Origin of the sequence: Bacillus inaquosorum (assembly GCF_023238325.1) — a bacterium.
Classification (GTDB): domain Bacteria; phylum Bacillota; class Bacilli; order Bacillales; family Bacillaceae; genus Bacillus; species Bacillus inaquosorum.
This window is the reverse complement of the sequence record NZ_CP096592.1, coordinates 2,014,066-2,033,571: the sequence shown is the minus strand read 5'-3', so window position 1 is coordinate 2,033,571 and position 19,506 is coordinate 2,014,066. Positions and strand designations below refer to the sequence as shown.

Annotated in this window: 7 protein-coding genes and 1 pseudogene; 5 read left to right on the top strand and 3 right to left on the bottom strand. The window is 44.8% G+C overall.

Translation table 11 applies throughout. The annotated features are described in order from the left end of the window. Nucleotides 1–3: 3 nt before the first annotated feature. Both M1M80_RS10010 and nrnB read left to right on the top strand, forming a co-directional pair. Nucleotides 4–1,539 (top strand): acyl-CoA carboxylase subunit beta, encoded by a 1,536-nt coding sequence (locus tag M1M80_RS10010; protein WP_080429017.1) that lies wholly within the window; start codon nt 4–6, stop codon nt 1,537–1,539. Nucleotides 1,540–1,708: 169 nt separating this feature from the next. Further along, nucleotides 1,709–2,908, top strand: coding sequence for an oligoribonuclease NrnB (nrnB, locus tag M1M80_RS10005; protein ID WP_060398726.1), 1,200 nt, complete (start codon nt 1,709–1,711; stop codon nt 2,906–2,908). 48 nt (nt 2,909–2,956) lie between these two features. On the opposite strand, the gene uptA is transcribed toward nrnB, so the two are convergent. The 3 genes from uptA to M1M80_RS09990 all read right to left on the bottom strand — a co-directional run bounded on the left by uptA (nt 2,957) and on the right by M1M80_RS09990 (nt 4,933). Continuing rightward, complete coding sequence (uptA, locus tag M1M80_RS10000; RefSeq protein WP_060398725.1) at nt 2,957–3,553, bottom strand: undecaprenyl phosphate transporter UptA; 597 nt, start codon at nt 3,551–3,553, stop codon at nt 2,957–2,959. A 72-nt stretch (nt 3,554–3,625) separates the two neighbouring features. After that, a complete protein-coding gene (gene galU / locus M1M80_RS09995; RefSeq protein ID WP_060398724.1) occupies nt 3,626–4,519 on the bottom strand; it encodes a UTP--glucose-1-phosphate uridylyltransferase GalU in 894 nt (297 codons plus the stop codon). A 6-nt stretch (nt 4,520–4,525) separates the two neighbouring features. Next, entirely contained in the window at nt 4,526–4,933 is a 408-nt protein-coding gene (locus M1M80_RS09990) for a GtrA family protein (RefSeq protein WP_003238141.1), read from the bottom strand. Nucleotides 4,934–5,180: 247 nt separating this feature from the next. Between M1M80_RS09990 and M1M80_RS09985 the strand changes: the two are divergent. From M1M80_RS09985 to M1M80_RS09975, 3 genes and pseudogenes are all read left to right on the top strand, one after another. Beyond that, nucleotides 5,181–5,453, top strand: a pseudogene (locus tag M1M80_RS09985) (6-carboxyhexanoate--CoA ligase); the annotation flags it as partial. A gap of 844 nt (nt 5,454–6,297) precedes the next feature. After that, the gene (gene fabD / locus M1M80_RS09980) at nt 6,298–7,500 is read left to right on the top strand and encodes an ACP S-malonyltransferase (RefSeq protein WP_060398723.1); all 1,203 of its coding nucleotides are present in this window, start codon (nt 6,298–6,300) and stop codon (nt 7,498–7,500) included. 19 nt (nt 7,501–7,519) lie between these two features. Continuing rightward, entirely contained in the window at nt 7,520–19,468 is an 11,949-nt protein-coding gene (locus M1M80_RS09975) for a non-ribosomal peptide synthetase/type I polyketide synthase (protein WP_060398722.1), read from the top strand. The last annotated feature ends 38 nt before the right edge of the window (nt 19,469–19,506 follow it).

Here is a 19,506-nt window from a genome sequence, read left to right as displayed (position 1 = left end):
GCAATGCTCATGGATTATGAAAAGGAACGAACAGAACGGGCTGAACGGATACGAAAAGGTGGGGCGGAAAAGTATCATAAGAGCAACCAAGAAAAGGGCAAGCTCTTTGTCAGAGAGCGGCTTGCTCTTTTGTTTGACGATGACATTGAGCTTGAAGACGCTTTTTTTGCGGAATGCATGTCAGACGGGCTTCCCGCTGACGGAGTCGTAACCGCCATCGGCAAAATCAGCGGCCAAACCGTCTGTGTGATGGCAAATGACTCAACGGTTAAAGCAGGGTCATGGGGGGCGAAAACCGTTGAAAAAATCATTCGCATTCAAGAAACAGCCGAAAAATTAAACTGTCCGCTCATCTATTTAGTCGATTCAGCGGGTGCCAGAATCACCGACCAAATCAATGTCTTTCCAGGGAGACGCGGTGCAGGAAGAATTTTTTACAATCAAGTCAAATTATCGGGACGCATTCCGCAAATCTGCTTGCTTTTCGGCCCGTCTGCGGCAGGAGGCGCTTATATTCCAGCCTTCTGTGACATTGTCGTCATGGTAGATGGTAACGCCTCCATGTATTTAGGCTCGCCGCGGATGGCAGAAATGGTCATTGGCGAAAAAGTGTCCCTCGAAGAAATGGGAGGCGCCCGTATGCATTGCTCAATCTCAGGCTGCGGAGATATTCTTGCAAAAACTGAAGAAGAAGCCATACGTCTGGCACGGGCTTATTTATCGTACTTTCCGGCAAATTATCAAGAAAAAGCGCCCATGCAAAAGAAACGCCCGCCAAAACACTTCGACATCCCGCTTGCCGACGTCATTCCGCAAAACCAAAATGCACCTTTTGATATGCATGAGCTGATTGAGCGGGTCATTGATGAAGGCTCATTTTTTGAAATCAAAGCTTTATTTGCACCAGAATTAATAACGGGCCTCGCACGAATCCAAGGACAGCCTGTCGGTATTATTGCAAATCAGCCAAAGGTAAAAGGAGGCGTCTTATTCCACGATTCCGCAGACAAAGCGGCTAAGTTTATTACCTTATGTGACGCGTTTCATATCCCATTGCTGTTCTTAGCAGATATCCCCGGCTTTATGATCGGCACAAAGGTAGAACAAGCGGGTATTATCAGGCACGGGGCAAAAATGATTTCAGCGATGTCGGAGGCAACCGTCCCTAAGCTCTCTGTCATTGTCCGAAAAGCGTACGGTGCGGGGTTGTACGCAATGGCTGGGCCGGCCTTTGAACCAGATTGCTGCTTAGCGCTCCCAACCGCTCAAATCGCCGTCATGGGTCCTGAAGCAGCTGTAAATGCCGTCTATGCTAAAAAAATCGCCGAGCTGCCGATAGAAGAGAGGGCCCAATTTATCAGCAGCAAACGGGAGGAATATAAAGAGGACATTAATATATACCGCCTGGCTTCAGAGATGATCATCGATGCCGTGATCCCAGCCAATTCGCTGCGGGATGAGCTGGACAAACGGCTGAAGGCATACATGACAAAGGAAATGACATTTACAAATCGAAAGCATCCGGTGTATCCGGTATAAAAGCAATGACTCAGGAGCGTAAAAAAGCGCTCCTTTTATATATTTACAATAATTACATTATGTAAACTAATCAACATTGCATAAAATGCTATGTTTTTTAGAATAGTAAATAAAGGCTGCCGCACCTCTAGCGGCAATTGTCAGTTCATCATAAAAAGGGGCCTACATTATGTATCATTTATATTCACATAACGACTTGGACGGAGTAGGGTGCGGAATCGTAGCAAAATTGGCATTCGGAAAAGATGTTGAGGTCCGGTATAACTCTGTCAACGGCTTAAACGCTCAAGTCCAGTACTTTTTAGAAAAAGCGAAAGAGAGCAACAGACAAGACGCGTTATTCATTACCGATCTCGCCGTCAACGAAGAAAACGAAGAGAGATTGAATGAGTATGTTCATGCGGGCGGAAAAGTGAAGCTGATTGACCACCATAAAACAGCCCTTCATTTAAATGAGCATGAATGGGGATTTGTTCAAGTGGAATACGATGATGGACGGCTTTCATCGGCCACATCGCTTTTATATGGCTATCTCGTTGAAAATGGTTTCATGAAACCGACAAATGCCTTAGATCAATTCACAGAGCTCGTCCGCCAATATGATACATGGGAGTGGGAGCGGTACGATCAAAAACAGGCGAAGCGGCTTAATGACCTTTTCTTTTTGCTGTCAATTGATGAATTTGAAGAAAAAATGATTCAGCGTCTTTCTGCGCATGATGAATTTTTCTTTGATGATTTTGAAGAAAAACTGCTTGATTTAGAAGACGCAAAAATCGAGCGCTATCTACGGAGAAAGAAAAGGGAAATGGTGCAAACCTTTGTTCATGAACACTGTGTGGGCATCGTTCACGCAGAATCGTACCATTCAGAGCTTGGAAACAGGCTCGGAAAAGAAAATCCGCATCTCGATTACATTGCGATTTTAAGCATGGGGTCAAAACGGGTCAGCCTGCGCACCATTCATGATTACGTCGATGTTTCAGAAATCGCCGGCCGATACGGAGGAGGAGGGCATGCAAAGGCATCAGGCTGTTCGATAACCGACGAAGTATATGATTTGTTTGTTGCTGAAGCATTCCGGATTGATCCTGTCCGGCCTGATGCTTTCCGTAATATCTATAATCTAAAGGGATCAGCGAACGGATCACTATACGAAAATCGCGCACAAATGAGATTTTTTCTGTTCCCTTTAAACAACGAGTGGAATATCCAAATTAACGGGGAAACACAGGATAGAACATTCGCAGCATTTGAAGAAGCAGAATGGTTTATTAAAAGAAATTATGCCGCATCACTCGTGCGTGATGAAGTATTTGTCGCATTTTTAGCGGAGCATTTGAAGCTGGCAAACCAGCATCGCAGATAAAAAAATATGCATAGGGGAGAATCAATCATCCCTATGCATATCCGCTAGCTATCGTTTAAATATGGCTGCACGTTTTTTAATCACAAAATAAAGGGCGATAACGACAATCGTCAGTATCATTATCGGCGTTGTATAAGTACCTGCAATGTTCTCAACATCATCCCACTGACTTCCAAGCTGGATGCCTAAATAAACAAAGAGGATAGACCACGGTATGATAGCAAGTACAGTCAGTACCACAAATTTGAGAAACGGCATTTTGGCAATGCCTGCGGGAATGGATATCGCATGTCTGACAACTGGTATAAAACGTGCCGAGAAGACAACACCCGTTCCGTACTTTTGAAACCAGTTTTCTGACATGTCAATATGATGCTTTTTAATCAATAAGTACTTCCCGTATTTGTCCAAAAACGGTCTGCCGCCATAGCGTCCGATCCAATAAATAAAGATCTGGGCAATGGTGCCCCCGATAACACCCGCAATAATGGCGCCAATAAATCCAATCGTGCCTTCCGATACCATATAGCCGCCATAGGCCAATACAATTTCACTCGGGATGATCTCAATCATTAAGCCAATTGCAATGCCCGCATATCCCATATTCGTCAGCCATGTTAAAATTTCGCTTATCAAACTGCCCACATTCTTCACAACCTGTCCTAATCTTTTTCACTATTATATGACTGATTGACGAGCAAGATGGTTACAATTTTTTTATCGCAGCATTTCTTTCGTTTCCCGTTTGATCACATCTTCTAAATAAGCCAAAAGCTGAGATCTCATTTCGGGGCGCATTAAGCCGATTTCAGTGCTCGCTTTAAAACAGCCCAGCTTATCGCCAATGTCATATCGATTTCCTTCTAGCAGCCGGGCATGGATAGGCTGCTTACAGCAAACCTCACGAAGCGCATCTGTGAGCTGAATTTCGTTGCCCGCGCCTCTGCCAATTGACTTCAAAACGGGGAAGATCAAAGAATTCAGCACGTAACGTCCCATCACGGCGATTTCCGAAGGCGCTTCTTCAGGAGAAGGCTTTTCAACTAAATCTTTCACTTCATACACATGCCCTTGAGAGCCTGATGTATTTATAATACCATATTTGCTGACATCCTCAGGGAGAACTGACTGTACTCCGACAACCTCTGTGCCATAAGCATCGTATACATCCATTAATTGCCGAAGAGCCGGTTTTTCAGACACCATAATATCATCGCCTAAGAGAACGGCGAAAGGCTCATCTCCGATAAAATGCTCCGCACACAGCACCGCATGGCCTAATCCGAGCGGTTCTTTCTGGCGGATGTAATGAATGTTGGCCAAATCGGCAATCTGCTGCATTTCCTTAAGCGTCTCCGTCTTGCCTTTTTCCCGCAAATTGAATTCCAATTCCGCCGACCGGTCAAAATGATCTTCAATCGAGCGTTTGTTTCTCCCTGTAATAATCAGTATATCTTCAATTCCTGACTCTGCGGCCTCTTCTACAATGTATTGGATTGCTGGTTTGTCGACGATCGGGAGCATTTCTTTCGGCTGCGCCTTTGTCGCCGGCAGAAATCTCGTTCCTAAACCCGCTGCGGGAATGACCGCTTTTCTCACTTTTTTTCTCATTCATCTTCACTCCTGATCCTGTATGTTTTTCAGCGAATCTCCAAATACCCAGATTCGGTTTCCGATAAAATTCACCATCATTCCGCCGATAGTGGCGGCGAGCTTACTCACCAAAAGCGAACAGCCGCCTTTTTGAAACAAATAAAGCAGCAAAAAGGTAATCCCAGACGCGGCAATATTAATCATGAGAAAGCGCACGATCTCTTTCCCGCCGGCCTTACGTTTAACACGAAACGTCCAACTCCGGTTCCACACATAGCTGTTGATGATACCTGCCGAATAGGAGCAGATCTGCGCCGGCAGATAAGGGACATGACAAGCGGTGAGAAGAAAGAAGACACCAAAATCTATCAGCGTATTGCCGACGCCCACGGTGCAAAAACGGCCTAATGTCTTTATTTTTTCTTTCAGCATAACGGCACCCGGCTTTGACCTCCCTTCATAAAAGATGCGGATGGCTTTCTTATTTGTTGATATGGATTACTTTAGCGGACAGTGTTGAATAAACAATTAATAAAATATGAACAAAAAATGAAAAAGTAATGAGGCCTTGCAGATTCATTAAGTTACCATTTTGATAGTTTAGGTTGTCGCATTTTGCTAGGAACCTAAGTGTTAACGTTATTTAGTTAACACTAATTTTCAGGTGAGAAAGAACGTGATGCAGAAAAAAACATATTACAGTGTCAGAATGAAACTTCCCAGGACGTTCCCATGAACAAGACGGAAAACACATTTCCGGCGGAGAACAGCTCATCACTTACAACGGTTTACAGGAAGCGGTGAATGGCTTATTACATAAAGGCTTCTCGGACACCTGATTTTATGCAGATTCAGGGTTGAAAACATTAATGAACCGATCAAAACGATCCGCCCTTTAACGATTGCCGTACATCAAACAGCTACGGTAGAAAAAGGGCAAACAATGCAAAAGGCGTCACAGGTCAAGCCGTAGTCATTGACGGCGTATATACCGTTCAATAGTTCTTATACTCTTGAAAAAAACAGCCGCTCTGAACGGCTGTTTTTTGTGCCTGAATACCTTGTTCACATATGGATGACAAAATATGACGGGTTTCGAAAGGGGTTTGCGGAATGCTAACGAAATGTCTTACAAAGAAGAGAACAATGGAAACAGAAATCAGCAGAAGAAGCAGCCGGAATTCAATAGATTGAAAAGTTCCGCGCCTTGATTCCCTATCAGCCTACAGCAAGACTGAACCCAAAACAATTTGTTTCTAATGATATATTCCTCTTATGATGATGCAGATCGCATTCAGCAATGTAATGGACCGATTTACTGCGATCAATCAGTATCCAAGCAGGATCATTCATATGTTCTGCGTCGTATTTCATCCTCGCAGAGTTTCCTCATCAAGATCCATTTCTTGTGCAACATCTATAAACAAGCGCCATCAGTTTACAATCCTTCACAGATATACAGATTAATTTTTATAAAAAAACAAAAAATATGGAATTTCTGACACAATTATGTCGATAGACCTAAAACATATGAACATCGAGAGCGCGGCCTAAGTGAAGAAGAGTCGGTAACAGCCTTCCATTCCGACTCCTGTCATCTCTCTTAAAGACTGATTTTTCGGTGTCAGCCCCATTTTATATTTAATGAACAAATGTAATCCAGGCCCTTTGTAAAACCGAACAATAACTCCTACAAAAGTATTCTATACACATTTATTATAATCATGCTAGGATGTTAGATAAAGGGATATTTTGTATAATATTGTATCTCTGTTCAATGTGATCGGAGGGAGCTCATGAACAATCTTGCCTTTTTATTTCCTGGACAAGGATCTCAATTTGTAGGAATGGGCAAAAGTTTTTGGAATGATTTTGTGCTCGCAAAGAGATTATTTGAAGAAGCGAGCGATGCGATCTCCTTGGATGTAAAAAAACTATGTTTTAACGGTGATATAAATGAATTGACAAAGACAATGAATGCGCAGCCCGCTATTTTAACCGTCAGTGTGATTGCTTTTCAAGTGTATATGCAGGAGATAGGGGTTAAGCCTCGCTTTCTTGCAGGTCATAGTTTAGGCGAATACTCTGCGCTTGTCTGTGCTGGCGCTCTTTCATTTCATGATGCCGTTACACTTGTAAGGCAGCGGGGAATTCTTATGCAAAATGCGGATCCTCAGCAGCAGGGGGCGATGGCCGCCGTGACTCAGCTCCCTCTTCAAACATTGCAAGAAATATGTTCGAAAGTGTCGACGGAAGAATTTCCCGCAGGTGTCGCCTGCATGAATTCAGACCAGCAGCATGTGATTTCCGGACATCGGCAAGCTGTGGAACGTGTCATCAGGATAGCGGAGGAAAAGGGGGCAAAATATACTTATTTGAATGTCAGTGCGCCTTTTCACAGTTCGATGATACGATCAGCATCCGAACAATTCCAGACTGTATTACATCTGTATTCCTTCCGGGATGCCGCATGGCCGATCATTTCGAATGTCACGACGCACCCTTACAGCAGCGGAAATTCGATCAACGAACATCTCAAGCAGCACATGACGATGCCGGTAAGATGGACAGAATCGATGCATTACTTGCTTTTACACGGAGTGACGGAAGTCATCGAAATGGGCCCAAAGAATGTCTTAGCCAGTCTGCTGAGAAAAATAACGAATCATATTGCACCTTATTCTTTAGGGCAGACATCTGATCTTCATCTACTTTCCAATTCAGAGGAAAGAAATAAAAATATTGTCCATTTACGCAAAAAACAACTGAATAAAATGATGATTCAATCCACCATTGCGCGAAATTACAATAAGGATTCATTGGCTTATTCCAACATGACGACGCCATTATTTACGGAAATCCAAGAGCTGAAAAAGAGAATGGAAATACATGAAGATGAGCTTTCAGAACAAGAACTCGAACATTCGATCCATTTGTGCAAATTAATTTGCGAGGCTAAACAGCTTCCGGCTTGGGAACAATTACGGATTTTAAAATAAAGCGCCCAGGAGGGGACCTATGTATACCAGTCAATTCCAAACCTTAGTCGATGTCATTCGGGAAAGAAGCAATATCTCTGATCGCGGGATCCGTTTTATCGAATCCGATAAAAAAGAGACAGTTGTCTCTTACCGCCAATTGTTTGATGAGGCACAGGGGTTTCTTGGTTATTTACAGCATATCGGCATTCAGCCGAAGCAGGAAATTGTATTTCAAATCCAAGAAAACAAATCATTTGTCGTTGCTTTTTGGGCTTGTTTATTAGGAGGAATGATCCCGGTACCGGTCAGTATCGGAGAAGATGATGACCATAAGCTGAAGGTCTGGCGCATTTGGAATATATTAAATCATCCGTATCTGATTGCCTCTGAGAAAGTATTGGATAAAATAAAGAAATACGCCGCAGAACACGATTTACAAGATTTTCATCATCAATTAAACGAGAAATCTGACATTATTCAAGATCAAACCTACGATTACCCCGCTTCTATATATGAACCTGATGCGGATGAACTGGCCTTTATCCAATTTTCTTCAGGATCGACAGGACATCCAAAAGGAGTCATGTTAACGCATCACAACTTAATACATAACACGTGTGCCATTCGGAATGCTCTGTCCATTGATTCGAAAGACTCTTTCTTATCTTGGATGCCTTTAACGCATGATATGGGGCTCATCGCCTGCCACCTTGTTCCCTTCTTAGTCGGAATCAATCAAAATCTAATGCCTACAGAATTATTTATTCGCAGACCTATCCTTTGGATGAAAAAAGCTCATGAACATAAAACCAGCATTCTATCCTCTCCTAATTTCGGATACAACTACTTCCTTAAATTTCTGAAAAACGAACCAGACTGGGATTTATCCCATATCAGAGTCATCGCAAACGGTGCAGAACCGATATTGCCGGAGCTATGTGACGAATTTTTAAAAAGATGCGCAACATTCAATATGAAAAGATCCGCCATTTTAAATGTTTACGGTTTAGCGGAAGCTTCAGTCGGCGCAACGTTCTCTAAAACAGGCGAAGAATTCGTCCCCGTTTATTTGCATCGCGATCATTTAAACCTCGGCGAAAGAGCTGTAAAAGTCAGCAAAGAAGATCAAAATTGCGCTTCATTCGTCGAAGTGGGACAGCCTATTGACTATTGTCAGATTCGAATCTCCAACGGAGAAAATGAAAGAGCAGAAGACGGAATCATCGGCCATATCCAGATCAAAGGAGACAATGTGACGCAAGGGTATTATAACAACCCCGAAAGTACGGACAGAGCGCTGACTTCTGACGGCTGGGTAAAAACAGGAGACCTTGGGTTCATTAGTGAAAGTGGTAACTTAGTCGTAACCGGAAGAGAAAAGGACATTATTTTCGTGAACGGAAAAAATATCTACCCTCACGATATTGAACGGGTCGCGATTGAAATGGAAGAGGTTGACTTAGGAAGGGTTGCCGCCTGCGGTGTATATGATCAAAAGACGCGAAGCGGAGAAATCGTGCTCTTTGTTGTTTTCAAAAAATCACCTGAAAAATTTGCACCGCTTGTCAAAGAGATTAAAAAGTATTTGTACAAGCGGGGCGGCTGGAACATAAAAGAAGTCCTTCCAATCCGGAAGCTTCCAAAAACAACCAGCGGAAAGGTTAAGCGATATGAACTGGCCAGACAGTATGAGGCAGGGAATTTTTCGATAGAGTCTGCCGCCATCAATGAATTTTTGGAGAGCAGCCCTGAAAAATCCGGACAGACGCCGATTCATGAGATAGAAACGGAATTGCTGTCTATCTTTTCCGAAGTTCTCGATGGAAGAAAGGTTCACCTCACTGATAGTTATTTTGATATGGGAGCAAATTCATTACAGTTATCGCAGATTGCTGAGTGCATAGAACAGAAATTTGGGCGCGAGCTTGCCGTTTCCGACCTCTTTACGTATCCTTCCATCACTGATTTAGCAGCATTTCTGTCTGAAAACCATGCTGAAATCAAGCATGATGTGACAGAGAAGCGAAGCCAAATGTCGCCGAAAGACATTGCCATTATCGGAATGTCGCTCAATGTCCCGGGAGCATCGACTAAAAGCGATTTTTGGAATCTGCTTGAAAAAGGGGAGCACAGCATTCGAGAATACCCTGCATCTCGGCTGAAAGATGCGGCGGATTATTTAAAGTCCATCCAAAGTGAATTCAATGAGAATCAGTTTGTTAAAGGTGGCTATTTAGATGAAATCGACCGCTTTGATTATTCGTTCTTCGGTTTAGCTCCTAAAACGGCTCAGTTTATGGATCCAAATCAAAGACTGTTTTTGCAGTCTGCATGGCATGCGATGGAAGATGCGGGCTATGCCGGAAACAGCATGAACGGGAGTCGGGTCGGGGTATATGCAGGGTACTCGAAGGTGGGCTACGATTATGAACGCCTCCTTTCTGCCAATTATCCGGAGGAACTTCATCAATATATTGTAGGCAATCTTCCTTCAGTGTTAGCCAGCCGAATCGCTTATTTCTTAAATCTAAAAGGGCCGGCGGTCACAGTGGATACAGCTTGTTCTTCATCGCTTGCTGCCGTTCATATGGCGTGCAAATCTTTAAATTCTGGCGAGTGTGTAATGGCTATTGCCGGAGGTATCCGGACATCGCTCTTGCCGATGCGTATCGGACTTGATATGGAATCTTCGGACGGATACACGAAAACGTTCAGCAAAGATTCAGACGGCACTGGCTCAGGTGAAGGCGCGGCGGCAGTCCTATTAAAACCTTTGCAGGATGCGGTTCGCGACGGAGACCATATTTACGGCGTGATCAAAGGGAGCGCGATGAATCAAGACGGAACAACCGCCGGGATTACTGCACCGAACCCGGCAGCTCAGACTGAGGTCATTGAAACGGCCTGGAAAGACGCGGGCATTGCTCCTGAAACGCTGTCATTCATCGAAGCGCATGGCACCGGAACCAAGCTTGGAGATCCGGTTGAATTTAACGGGCTTTGTAAAGCATTTGAAAAGTATACGGCAAAAAAACAATTTTGTGCGATTGGTTCTGTTAAATCGAACATCGGTCATTTGTTTGAAGCGGCAGGCGTCGTTGGGCTGATCAAATCTGTCCTCATGCTGAATCAAAAGAAAAACCCGCCGTTAGCCCACTTTAATGAACCCAATCCGTTCATCCATTTTCACTCTTCACCGTTTTATGTAAATCAGGAAGTTGCGGAGTTCACATCCGGGGATGAGCCGCTGCGGGGCGGAGTCAGCTCGTTCGGTTTTAGCGGAACGAATGCTCATGTGGTGTTGGAAGAATATATTTCTCAAAGTGAGGAAGCACTCGCGGACGAAAATGAGCCGCACCTATTTGTTTTATCCGCTCATACTGAAAATTCACTCTATGAACTCGCACAGCAGTATCGGCAATATGTATCGGATGGCAGCCAAGCTTCATTGAAGTCCATTTGCTATACAGCCAGTACAGGAAGGGCTCATTTGGATCATGGTATGGCCATGGTTGTATTCAGTAAGCAAGAATTATGTGACAAGCTGACCTCCGTGGTTCAAGGAGACAGCCATCTTCCCGGGGTACACATTGGTTATAAGAACTTGAAGGAAATGCTGCCTGCTCATAAAGAAGAGCTGAATAAACAAGCTGCTGATCTGATTGAGCAGTGTATGCGTACGCATGATGAACGAATCACATGGCTGAATCGCGCCGCCGAATTATTTGTGCAAGGAGCCGTTATAGATTGGCGCGCGCTTTATGCCGGTGAAACTGTACAAAAAACGCCATTGCCCTTATATCCGTTTGAACGAAACCGCTGCTGGGCTGAAGCTGACCATTTGCGCTTAAACGAGGACGGAGAGAGAGGAGAAGCGGCAATGAATATCAATCAAACGAAGGCGCATATTGAATCCTTTCTGAAAACTGTAATCGGCAATGCTTCGGGAATCAGAGCGGATGAACTCGATTTGAATGCGCATTTTATCGGGCTCGGAATGGATTCCATCATGCTGTCACAGGTCAAAAAAGCCATCGCTGACGAATTTGGTGTAGACATCCCGATGGATCGTTTTTTCGATACGATGAACAACCTTCAAAGTGTCATAGATTACTTGGCTGATACCGCTCCATCGTCCTTTGCATCCGCACCGGCTCAAGAGAATGTTCCGGCGGAGGAAAAACTGGTCATTTCAGAAACACAGCCTGAATCTGGTCACAGAGAAGAGCATCAAGAGCACATGCTCGAAAAAATAATCGCTTCTCAGAATCAATTAATTCAGAATACCTTGCAGGCTCAATTAAATAGCTTTAATTTGCTGAGAAACAGCGGACATCATTCCGATGTGAAAGACTACGCTAAAGCGCTAGAAAAATCAATTCCTTCTGTCAAGCAAGGGACGCCGACCGTCACTGCAGAAAAGAAATTGGCTCAAGAAGCGAAACCCTATGTTCCTTTTCAGCCCCAGAACCTGTATGAACAGGGACACTATACCGCACAGCAAAGACGATATTTAGAAGATTTCATCGGGAAATACGCAGATAAAACGAAAGGTTCCAAACAATATACGGACAAAACCCGATTTGCTCATGCAAACAACCGCAACTTGTCCAGTTTCCGTTCATACTGGAAGGAAATCGTGTACCCGATTATTGCCCAACGTTCTGACGGTTCCAAGATGTGGGATATTGATGGAAACGAATATATCGATATCACCATGGGATTTGGGGTTAATCTTTTCGGGCATCATCCGCCCTTTATTACACAGGTTATCGATGATTCAATCCGTTCATCATTGCCTCCGCTCGGTCCGATGTCGGATGTCGCCGGTGAAGTTGCCGATCGAATCCGCACATGTACCGGGGTAGAAAGGGTCGCTTTCTATAATTCCGGAACAGAAGCCGTCATGGTTGCCCTTCGTTTGGCAAGGGCGGCAACAGGAAGAAAGAAAGTTGTGGCGTTCTCAGGCTCTTATCACGGTACGTTTGACGGCGTATTAGGGGTTGCCAGTACAAAAGGCGGAGCTGCATCTGCGAATCCGCTTGCTCCGGGCATACTGCAGAGCTTTATGGATGATTTGATTATTTTGCATTACAACAATCCAGATTCGCTCGATGTGATTCGCAGTCTTGGAGATGAATTGGCAGCCGTATTGGTGGAACCTGTACAAAGCCGCAGGCCGGATTTGCAGCCGGGAGCATTTTTGAAAGAACTGCGGGCAATCACGCAGCAATCCGGGACAGCCCTGATTATGGATGAAATTATTACCGGATTTCGGATCGGTCTCGGCGGCGCGCAGGAATGGTTCGGCATTCAAGCCGATTTGGTGACCTACGGAAAAATCATCGGCGGCGGACAGCCGTTAGGGATAGTTGCCGGAAAAGCTGAGTTCATGAATGCGATCGACGGGGGAACCTGGCAGTATGGGGACGACTCCTATCCACAGGATGAGGCGAAACGCACGTTTGTGGCCGGCACCTTCAATACTCACCCGCTTACCATGAGAATGTCATTAGCCGTGCTTCACCATTTACAAACCGAGGGAGAACACCTGTATGAGCAGCTAAATCAAAACACTACCTCCCTGGTCGATCAGTTAAATCGCTACTTTGAACAATCGCAAGTGCCTATCCGTATGGTTCAATTCGGTTCTTTATTCCGTTTTGTCTCATCGCTTGATAACGACTTGTTCTTTTACCATCTCAATTATAAAGGGGTCTATGTATGGGAAGGACGCAACTGCTTCTTGTCTGCTGCGCATAGCGCAGATGATATTGAACATATCATTCAAGCCGTTAAAGACACGGTGAAGGATCTTCGCCGAGGCGGATTTATCCCGGAAGGCCCGGATTCCCCTAACGACGGCAGCCATAAAAAATCCGGGACGTACGAGCTTTCACCTGAACAAAAACAATTGGTTATGGCATCCCATTATGGGAATGGAGCTTCTGCAGCTTTAAACCAGTCCATTATGCTAAAAGTGGAGGGTGAACTGCAGCATACGCAGTTAAAACAAGCCGTGCAGCATATCATCGACCGCCACGAGGCTTTACGTACGGTGATTCATGTGGATGACGAGGTACAGCAGGTGCAGGAACGGATAAATATAGACATTCCTGTCATTGATTTTACCGGTCACCCGGATGAGCAACGGGAGTTGGAAATGCAGAATTGGCTGACAGAAGATGTCAAGCGGCCATTTCATTTTCATGAACAAAAGCCCTTGTTTAGAATCCATGTGCTTACATCGACTCAAGATGAACATCTGATTGTGCTCACGTTCCATCATGTCATTGCCGATGGATGGTCAATCGCTGTTTTTGTTCAAGAGCTGGCGAGCAACTATACAGCAATTGTACAAGGAAAACCGTTTCCGCCAAAAGAGGCTGCTCCTTCGTTTCGTCAATACTTAGACTGGCAGCAGGCACAGATTGATAGCGGCCATTATGAAGAAGGCGTCCGTTATTGGCGGCATCATTTCTCTGAACCGATACAGCAGGCAGTCCTCCCGAGCGTCGCTTCTACCCGTTATCCGAACGGATATGAGGGAGACAGATGTACCATCAGGCTTGGACGGCCTTTAAGCGAGGCTTTAAAATCATTAAGCATTCGGATGAAAAATAGTGTATTTGTGACGATGCTGGGCGCATTTCATCTTTTTCTGCACCAGCTGACCAAACAGACGGGTCTTGTGATCGGGATTCCTGCAGCAGGTCAATCGCATATGAAACATCATGCTCTGATTGGAAATTGCGTCAATATGATTCCTGTGAAGAACACGTCTTCTTCAGAAAGCACTTTATCCGGTTATCTTGGCAATATGAAAGAAAACGTGAATCACGCCATGCAGCATCAAGCTGTTCCGATGACACTGGTAGCCAGACAGCTTCCGCACGATCAAGTGCCGGATATGCGTATTATCTTTAATTTGGACAGGCCTTTTCGAAAGCTGCATTTCGGAAAGGCGGAGGCGGAGCCCATTGCATACCCGGTGAAACGCATGCTGTACGATTTATTTCTTAACATAACAGACGCGAATGAAGAATATGTTCTTGATTTCGACTTTAAAACGAACGTCATCAGTCCGGAAATCATGAAAAAGTGGGGAGCGGGCTTTACGAAATTGCTGCAAAAAATGGTTGAGGAGGATTCTGTCCCTCTTGATGCCCTGATGATGTTTTCCGATGAAGAACAGCAAGATTTACAAGAACTGTATACCGATCACCAGCAGCGGGTCTCTTCAATTGTAAGCAAAACGGCAAACTTTGCTGACGCCTACGAGGCGCCGGTAAATGAAACGGAGCGACAGCTGGCGCAGATTTGGGAGGAACTTTTCGGCCTTGAGCGGGTTGGAAGATCAGATCGCTTCCTGGCTCTGGGAGGAAACTCACTCCAAGCGACGCTGATGCTTTCCAAAGTTCAGAAGACATTTCATCAAAAAGTTTCCATCGGACAATTTTTCAATCACCAGACTGTTAAGGAATTAGCACGTTTCATTGAGAATGAAAAGAAAGTCATGTACCTCCCGATGAAGGCTGCTGAGAAAAAAGCGCATTATCCGACATCACCGGCGCAGCAAAGAGTATATTTCCTTCACCAAATGGAACCGGATCAATTGGCTCAAAATATGTTCGGCCAAATATCAATTATAGGGCAGTACGATGAGCAGGCCCTGATTTCTTCTCTTCAGCATGTCATGCAGCGGCATGAAGCGTTTCGCACGTATTTTGAAATCTCAGACGGCGAAATTGTCCAGAAACTTGAAAACGAAGTTGATGTTAACGTTCATGTTCGGACAATGAGCCGGGACGAATTTGATGACTATGCAGACCGGTTCGTAAAACCGTTCCGCTTGGAACAAGCTCCTTTGGTCCGCGCGGAGCTGATCAAGATTGATAGCGGGCAGGCCGAGCTGCTCATTGATATGCATCATATCATTTCGGACGGTTATTCCATCAACATCCTTACAAATGAATTGCTGGCGTTATATCATCGGAAACCATTACCGGACATTGAATTTGAATATAAAGATTTCTCAGAATGGCAGAACCAATGGCTGAATGAGGATGCCATGAAGCAGCAGGAGACATATTGGCTGGAACAATTTCAAGAAGAAATCCCGGTTCTTCAACTGCCGACAGATGGTTCAAAAGCGGCGGTACGGTCTTCCGAGGGGCAGCGCGTGACGTGCTCTCTGCAGCCGAATGTAATCCGTTCGCTGCAAGATCTGGCGCAAAAGGCGGGAACGACCCTTTATACGGTGGTTCTGGCCGCCTACAAAGTGCTGCTTCATAAATATACAGGACAAGAAGACATTGTCGTAGGCACGCCTGCTTCAGGAAGAAATCATCCGGATGTCGAAAATATCATCGGAATTTTCATTCAAACCATCGGAATCCGGACGAAGCCGCACGCCAATAGAAAGTTTACGGATTATCTGGAAGAAGTAAAGCGGCAGACGCTTGACGCTTTCGAAAACCAAGACTATCCATTCGACCGGCTGGTTGAAAAATTAAATGTACAGCGGGAAACAACAGGAAAATCACTGTTTAACACGATGTTTGTGTTTCAAAATATTGAATTTCATGAAATAACGCACAATGAATGTACATTTAAGGTGAAAGAGCGAAACCCCGGAGTCTCTTTATATGATTTGATGCTGACGGTCGAAGATGCCGGGCAACAGATAGAGATGCATTTTGATTTTAAATCGGGACAGTTTGAACAAGAAACTATTGAACAGATCACAAAACACTATATCAGCATTTTACACAGCCTTGTTAAGCAGCCGGAGATGACGTTGTCTTCCGTTCCTATGCTGTCTGAAACCGAACGGTATCAATTGCTGACGGAGTTGAATGACACAAAGACGTCGTATCCGCATAACGAAACGGTTTCTCGATGGTTTGAAATTCAGGCGGAACAGCGGCCTGATCATGAAGCCGTTATTTTTGGCAATGAGCGGTATACGTACAGACAGCTCAATGAACGGGCAAACCAATTGGCGCGAACGTTACGGAGAAAAGGCATACAAGCGGATCAATTCGTTGCCATCCTCTCTCCGCATTGTATCGAGCTGGTTGTTGGAATTTTGGCTGTGCTGAAATCCGGCGGCGCATACGTGCCCATTGACCCTGAGTATCCGGAGGACCGGATCCATTATATGCTGAGGGATTCAAAAGCGAAGATTGTGTTGACACACCACAACCTGCAAGATCGATTACCTTATGATGGTGAAGTTGTGCTTTTGGATGAGGAAAACTCTTATCATGAAGACCGCTCAAATCTTGAATTATTCAGCAATGCGCATGATTTGGCCTACATGATCTATACGTCGGGTTCCACTGGAAATCCGAAAGGTGTACTCATTGAGCACCAGGGGCTGGCCAATTATATTTGGTGGGCGAAAGAAGTTTATGTGACAGGAGAGAAAACCAACTTCCCATTATACTCCTCTATTTCTTTTGACCTGACGGTGACTTCGATATTTACACCGCTGGTGACGGGAAATACCATCATTGTCTACGACGGAGAAGACAAAAGCGCTGTGCTTTCTGCGATTATGCAGGACTCAAGAATCGACATAATCAAATTGACCCCGGCACATTTGCATGTAATCAAGGAGATGAATATAGCAGGCGGCACCACAATACGGAAAATGATTGTGGGCGGAGAAAATTTAAGCACCCGTCTGGCCAAAAGTGTCAGCGAGCAGTTTAAAGGCCGGCTGGACATTTTCAATGAATACGGGCCGACGGAAACTGTCGTCGGATGTATGATTTACCGTTACGACCCAAAACGGGACAACCGGGAATCTGTACCGATCGGCACTGCGGCTGCCAACACGGACATTTATGTGATGGATGCAAGCAGAAACCTGGTTCCGATCGGGGTAATCGGTGAAATGTATATCAGCGGACCCGGTGTTGCCAGAGGGTATTGGAATCGCCCAGATTTAACGGCAGAGAAGTTCGTTGATAACCCGTATATCCCGGGAGCGAAGATGTACAAATCAGGGGACTTGGCTAAGCGATTGAGGGATGGAAATCTTGTATATGTGGGACGCATTGATGAACAAGTCAAAATCAGGGGACACCGAATCGAACTTGGTGAAATCGAAGCAGCGATGCATAACGTAGAAGCGGTGCAAAAAGCCGTTGTTACAGCCGAAGAAGCAGAAGACGGCTTAATACAATTGTGCGCGTATTACGTAAGCGACAAACCTATAGCGGCTGGGCAGCTTAGGGAACAATTGTCATCGGAGCTCCCGGACTACATGGTTCCGTCCTATTTTGTCCATCTTGAGCATATGCCATTAACGTCCAACGGGAAAATAAACCGTAAAGCACTGCCCGCACCCGAAGCAAGTCTGCAACAGACAGCTGAATATGTTCCGCCGGGCAATGAGGTGGAGTCCAAACTGACAGATTTATGGCAGGAAGTGCTCGGAATAAGCCGTGCGGGGATCAAACATAATTTCTTTGATCTTGGAGGAAATTCCATTCGCGCGGCGGCCTTAGCCGCCAGAATTCATAAAGAGCTGGATGTAAACCTGACGCTAAAAGACATATTCAAGTTTCCTACCATTGAACAATTGGCTGACAAGGCGTTACACATGAACAAAAATCGATATACACCGATCCCGGCCGCAAAGGAAATGTCCTATTATCCAGTTTCTTCAGCTCAAAGGCGAATGTATTTGTTAAGTCACGCAGAGGGCGGCGAGCTGACTTACAATATGACGGGTGCCATGAGAGTGGAAGGGACGATTGATCCTGACCGGTTAAACGCCGCTTTCCAAAAATTAATCGAGCGTCATGAAGCTTTGCGGACCAGCTTTGAATTATATGAAGGCGAACCGGCACAGCGTATTCATCAGAACGTCGAATTTACAATAGAACGAATTCAAGCAAGCGAAGAAGAAGCGGACGATCGTGTGCTTGATTTCATCCAAGCGTTTGATTTAGCCAAACCGCCGCTGATGCGGGCCGCACTGATTGAACTAGAACCTGCGCGGCATGTGCTTGTGGTTGATATGCATCATATCATTTCTGACGGCGTATCCGTCAACATTCTGATGAAAGATTTAAGCCGGCTCTACGAGGGGAACGAACCCGATCCGCTTTCTGTTCAATATAAAGACTATGCAGTTTGGCAGCAATCAGATATTCAGAAACGGAATATCAAGAGTCAGGAAGCGTACTGGCTGGATCAGTTTCGTGATGACATTCCTGTACTGGACATACCTGCGGATTACGAGCGGCCTGCCGTACGTGATTACGAAGGCGAATCCTTTGAATTTGTTATACCGGAACACTTGAAACAAGGCTTAAGCCAAATGGAAGAAAACACAGGAGCAACACTGTATATGATTTTATTGGCAGCCTATACGATTCTTTTATCCAAATACAGCGGACAAGAGGATATTGTCGTAGGAACGCCATCTGCCGGGCGGAATCATTTGGATGTGGAGTCGGTCGTGGGAATGTTCGTCAATACGTTAGTCATCCGCAATCAGCCGGCGGGCCGTAAAACATTTGATGCCTACTTAAACGAAGTAAAGGAAAACATGCTGAATGCCTATAAAAATCAAGACTACCCGTTAGAAGAATTGATTCAGCATTTACATCTTTCGAAAGATCCAAGCCGCAATCCTTTGTTCGATACGATGTTTGTGCTGCAAAATCTCGATCACGCTGAATTGACACTCGATTCCCTTCAGCTCAAGCCGTATCAGTTTCATCATCCGGTTGCCAAATTCGATTTGACCTTGTCGATTCAGGCGGACCAAGACAACTATCACGGTCTGTTTGAATATTCGAAAAAACTGTTTAAGAAAAGCAGAATCGAGGCTTTATCAAACGACTACTTACACATTCTATCCGCGATTTTAGAACAACCAAGCATTCTAATCGAACATATCGGATTGAGCGGCAGCTATGAGGAAGAAGAGAACATGCTTGATTCTATTCAATTGAACTTTTAGGGAAAAGCATATATTTATTTGTTTAAATTATACAAAAT

What these genes read in the sequence shown, in the direction of transcription:
- M1M80_RS10010 (WP_080429017.1), top strand. Translation starts at nt 4, where the DNA reads ATGCTCATGGATTATGAAAAGGAACGAACAGAACGGGCTGAACGGATA.
- nrnB (WP_060398726.1), top strand. Translation starts at nt 1,709, where the DNA reads ATGTATCATTTATATTCACATAACGACTTGGACGGAGTAGGGTGCGGA.
- galU (WP_060398724.1), bottom strand. Translation starts at nt 4,519, where the DNA reads ATGAGAAAAAAAGTGAGAAAAGCGGTCATTCCCGCAGCGGGTTTAGGA.
- M1M80_RS09990 (WP_003238141.1), bottom strand. Translation starts at nt 4,933, where the DNA reads ATGCTGAAAGAAAAAATAAAGACATTAGGCCGTTTTTGCACCGTGGGC.
- fabD (WP_060398723.1), top strand. Translation starts at nt 6,298, where the DNA reads ATGAACAATCTTGCCTTTTTATTTCCTGGACAAGGATCTCAATTTGTA.
- M1M80_RS09975 (WP_060398722.1), top strand. Translation starts at nt 7,520, where the DNA reads ATGTATACCAGTCAATTCCAAACCTTAGTCGATGTCATTCGGGAAAGA.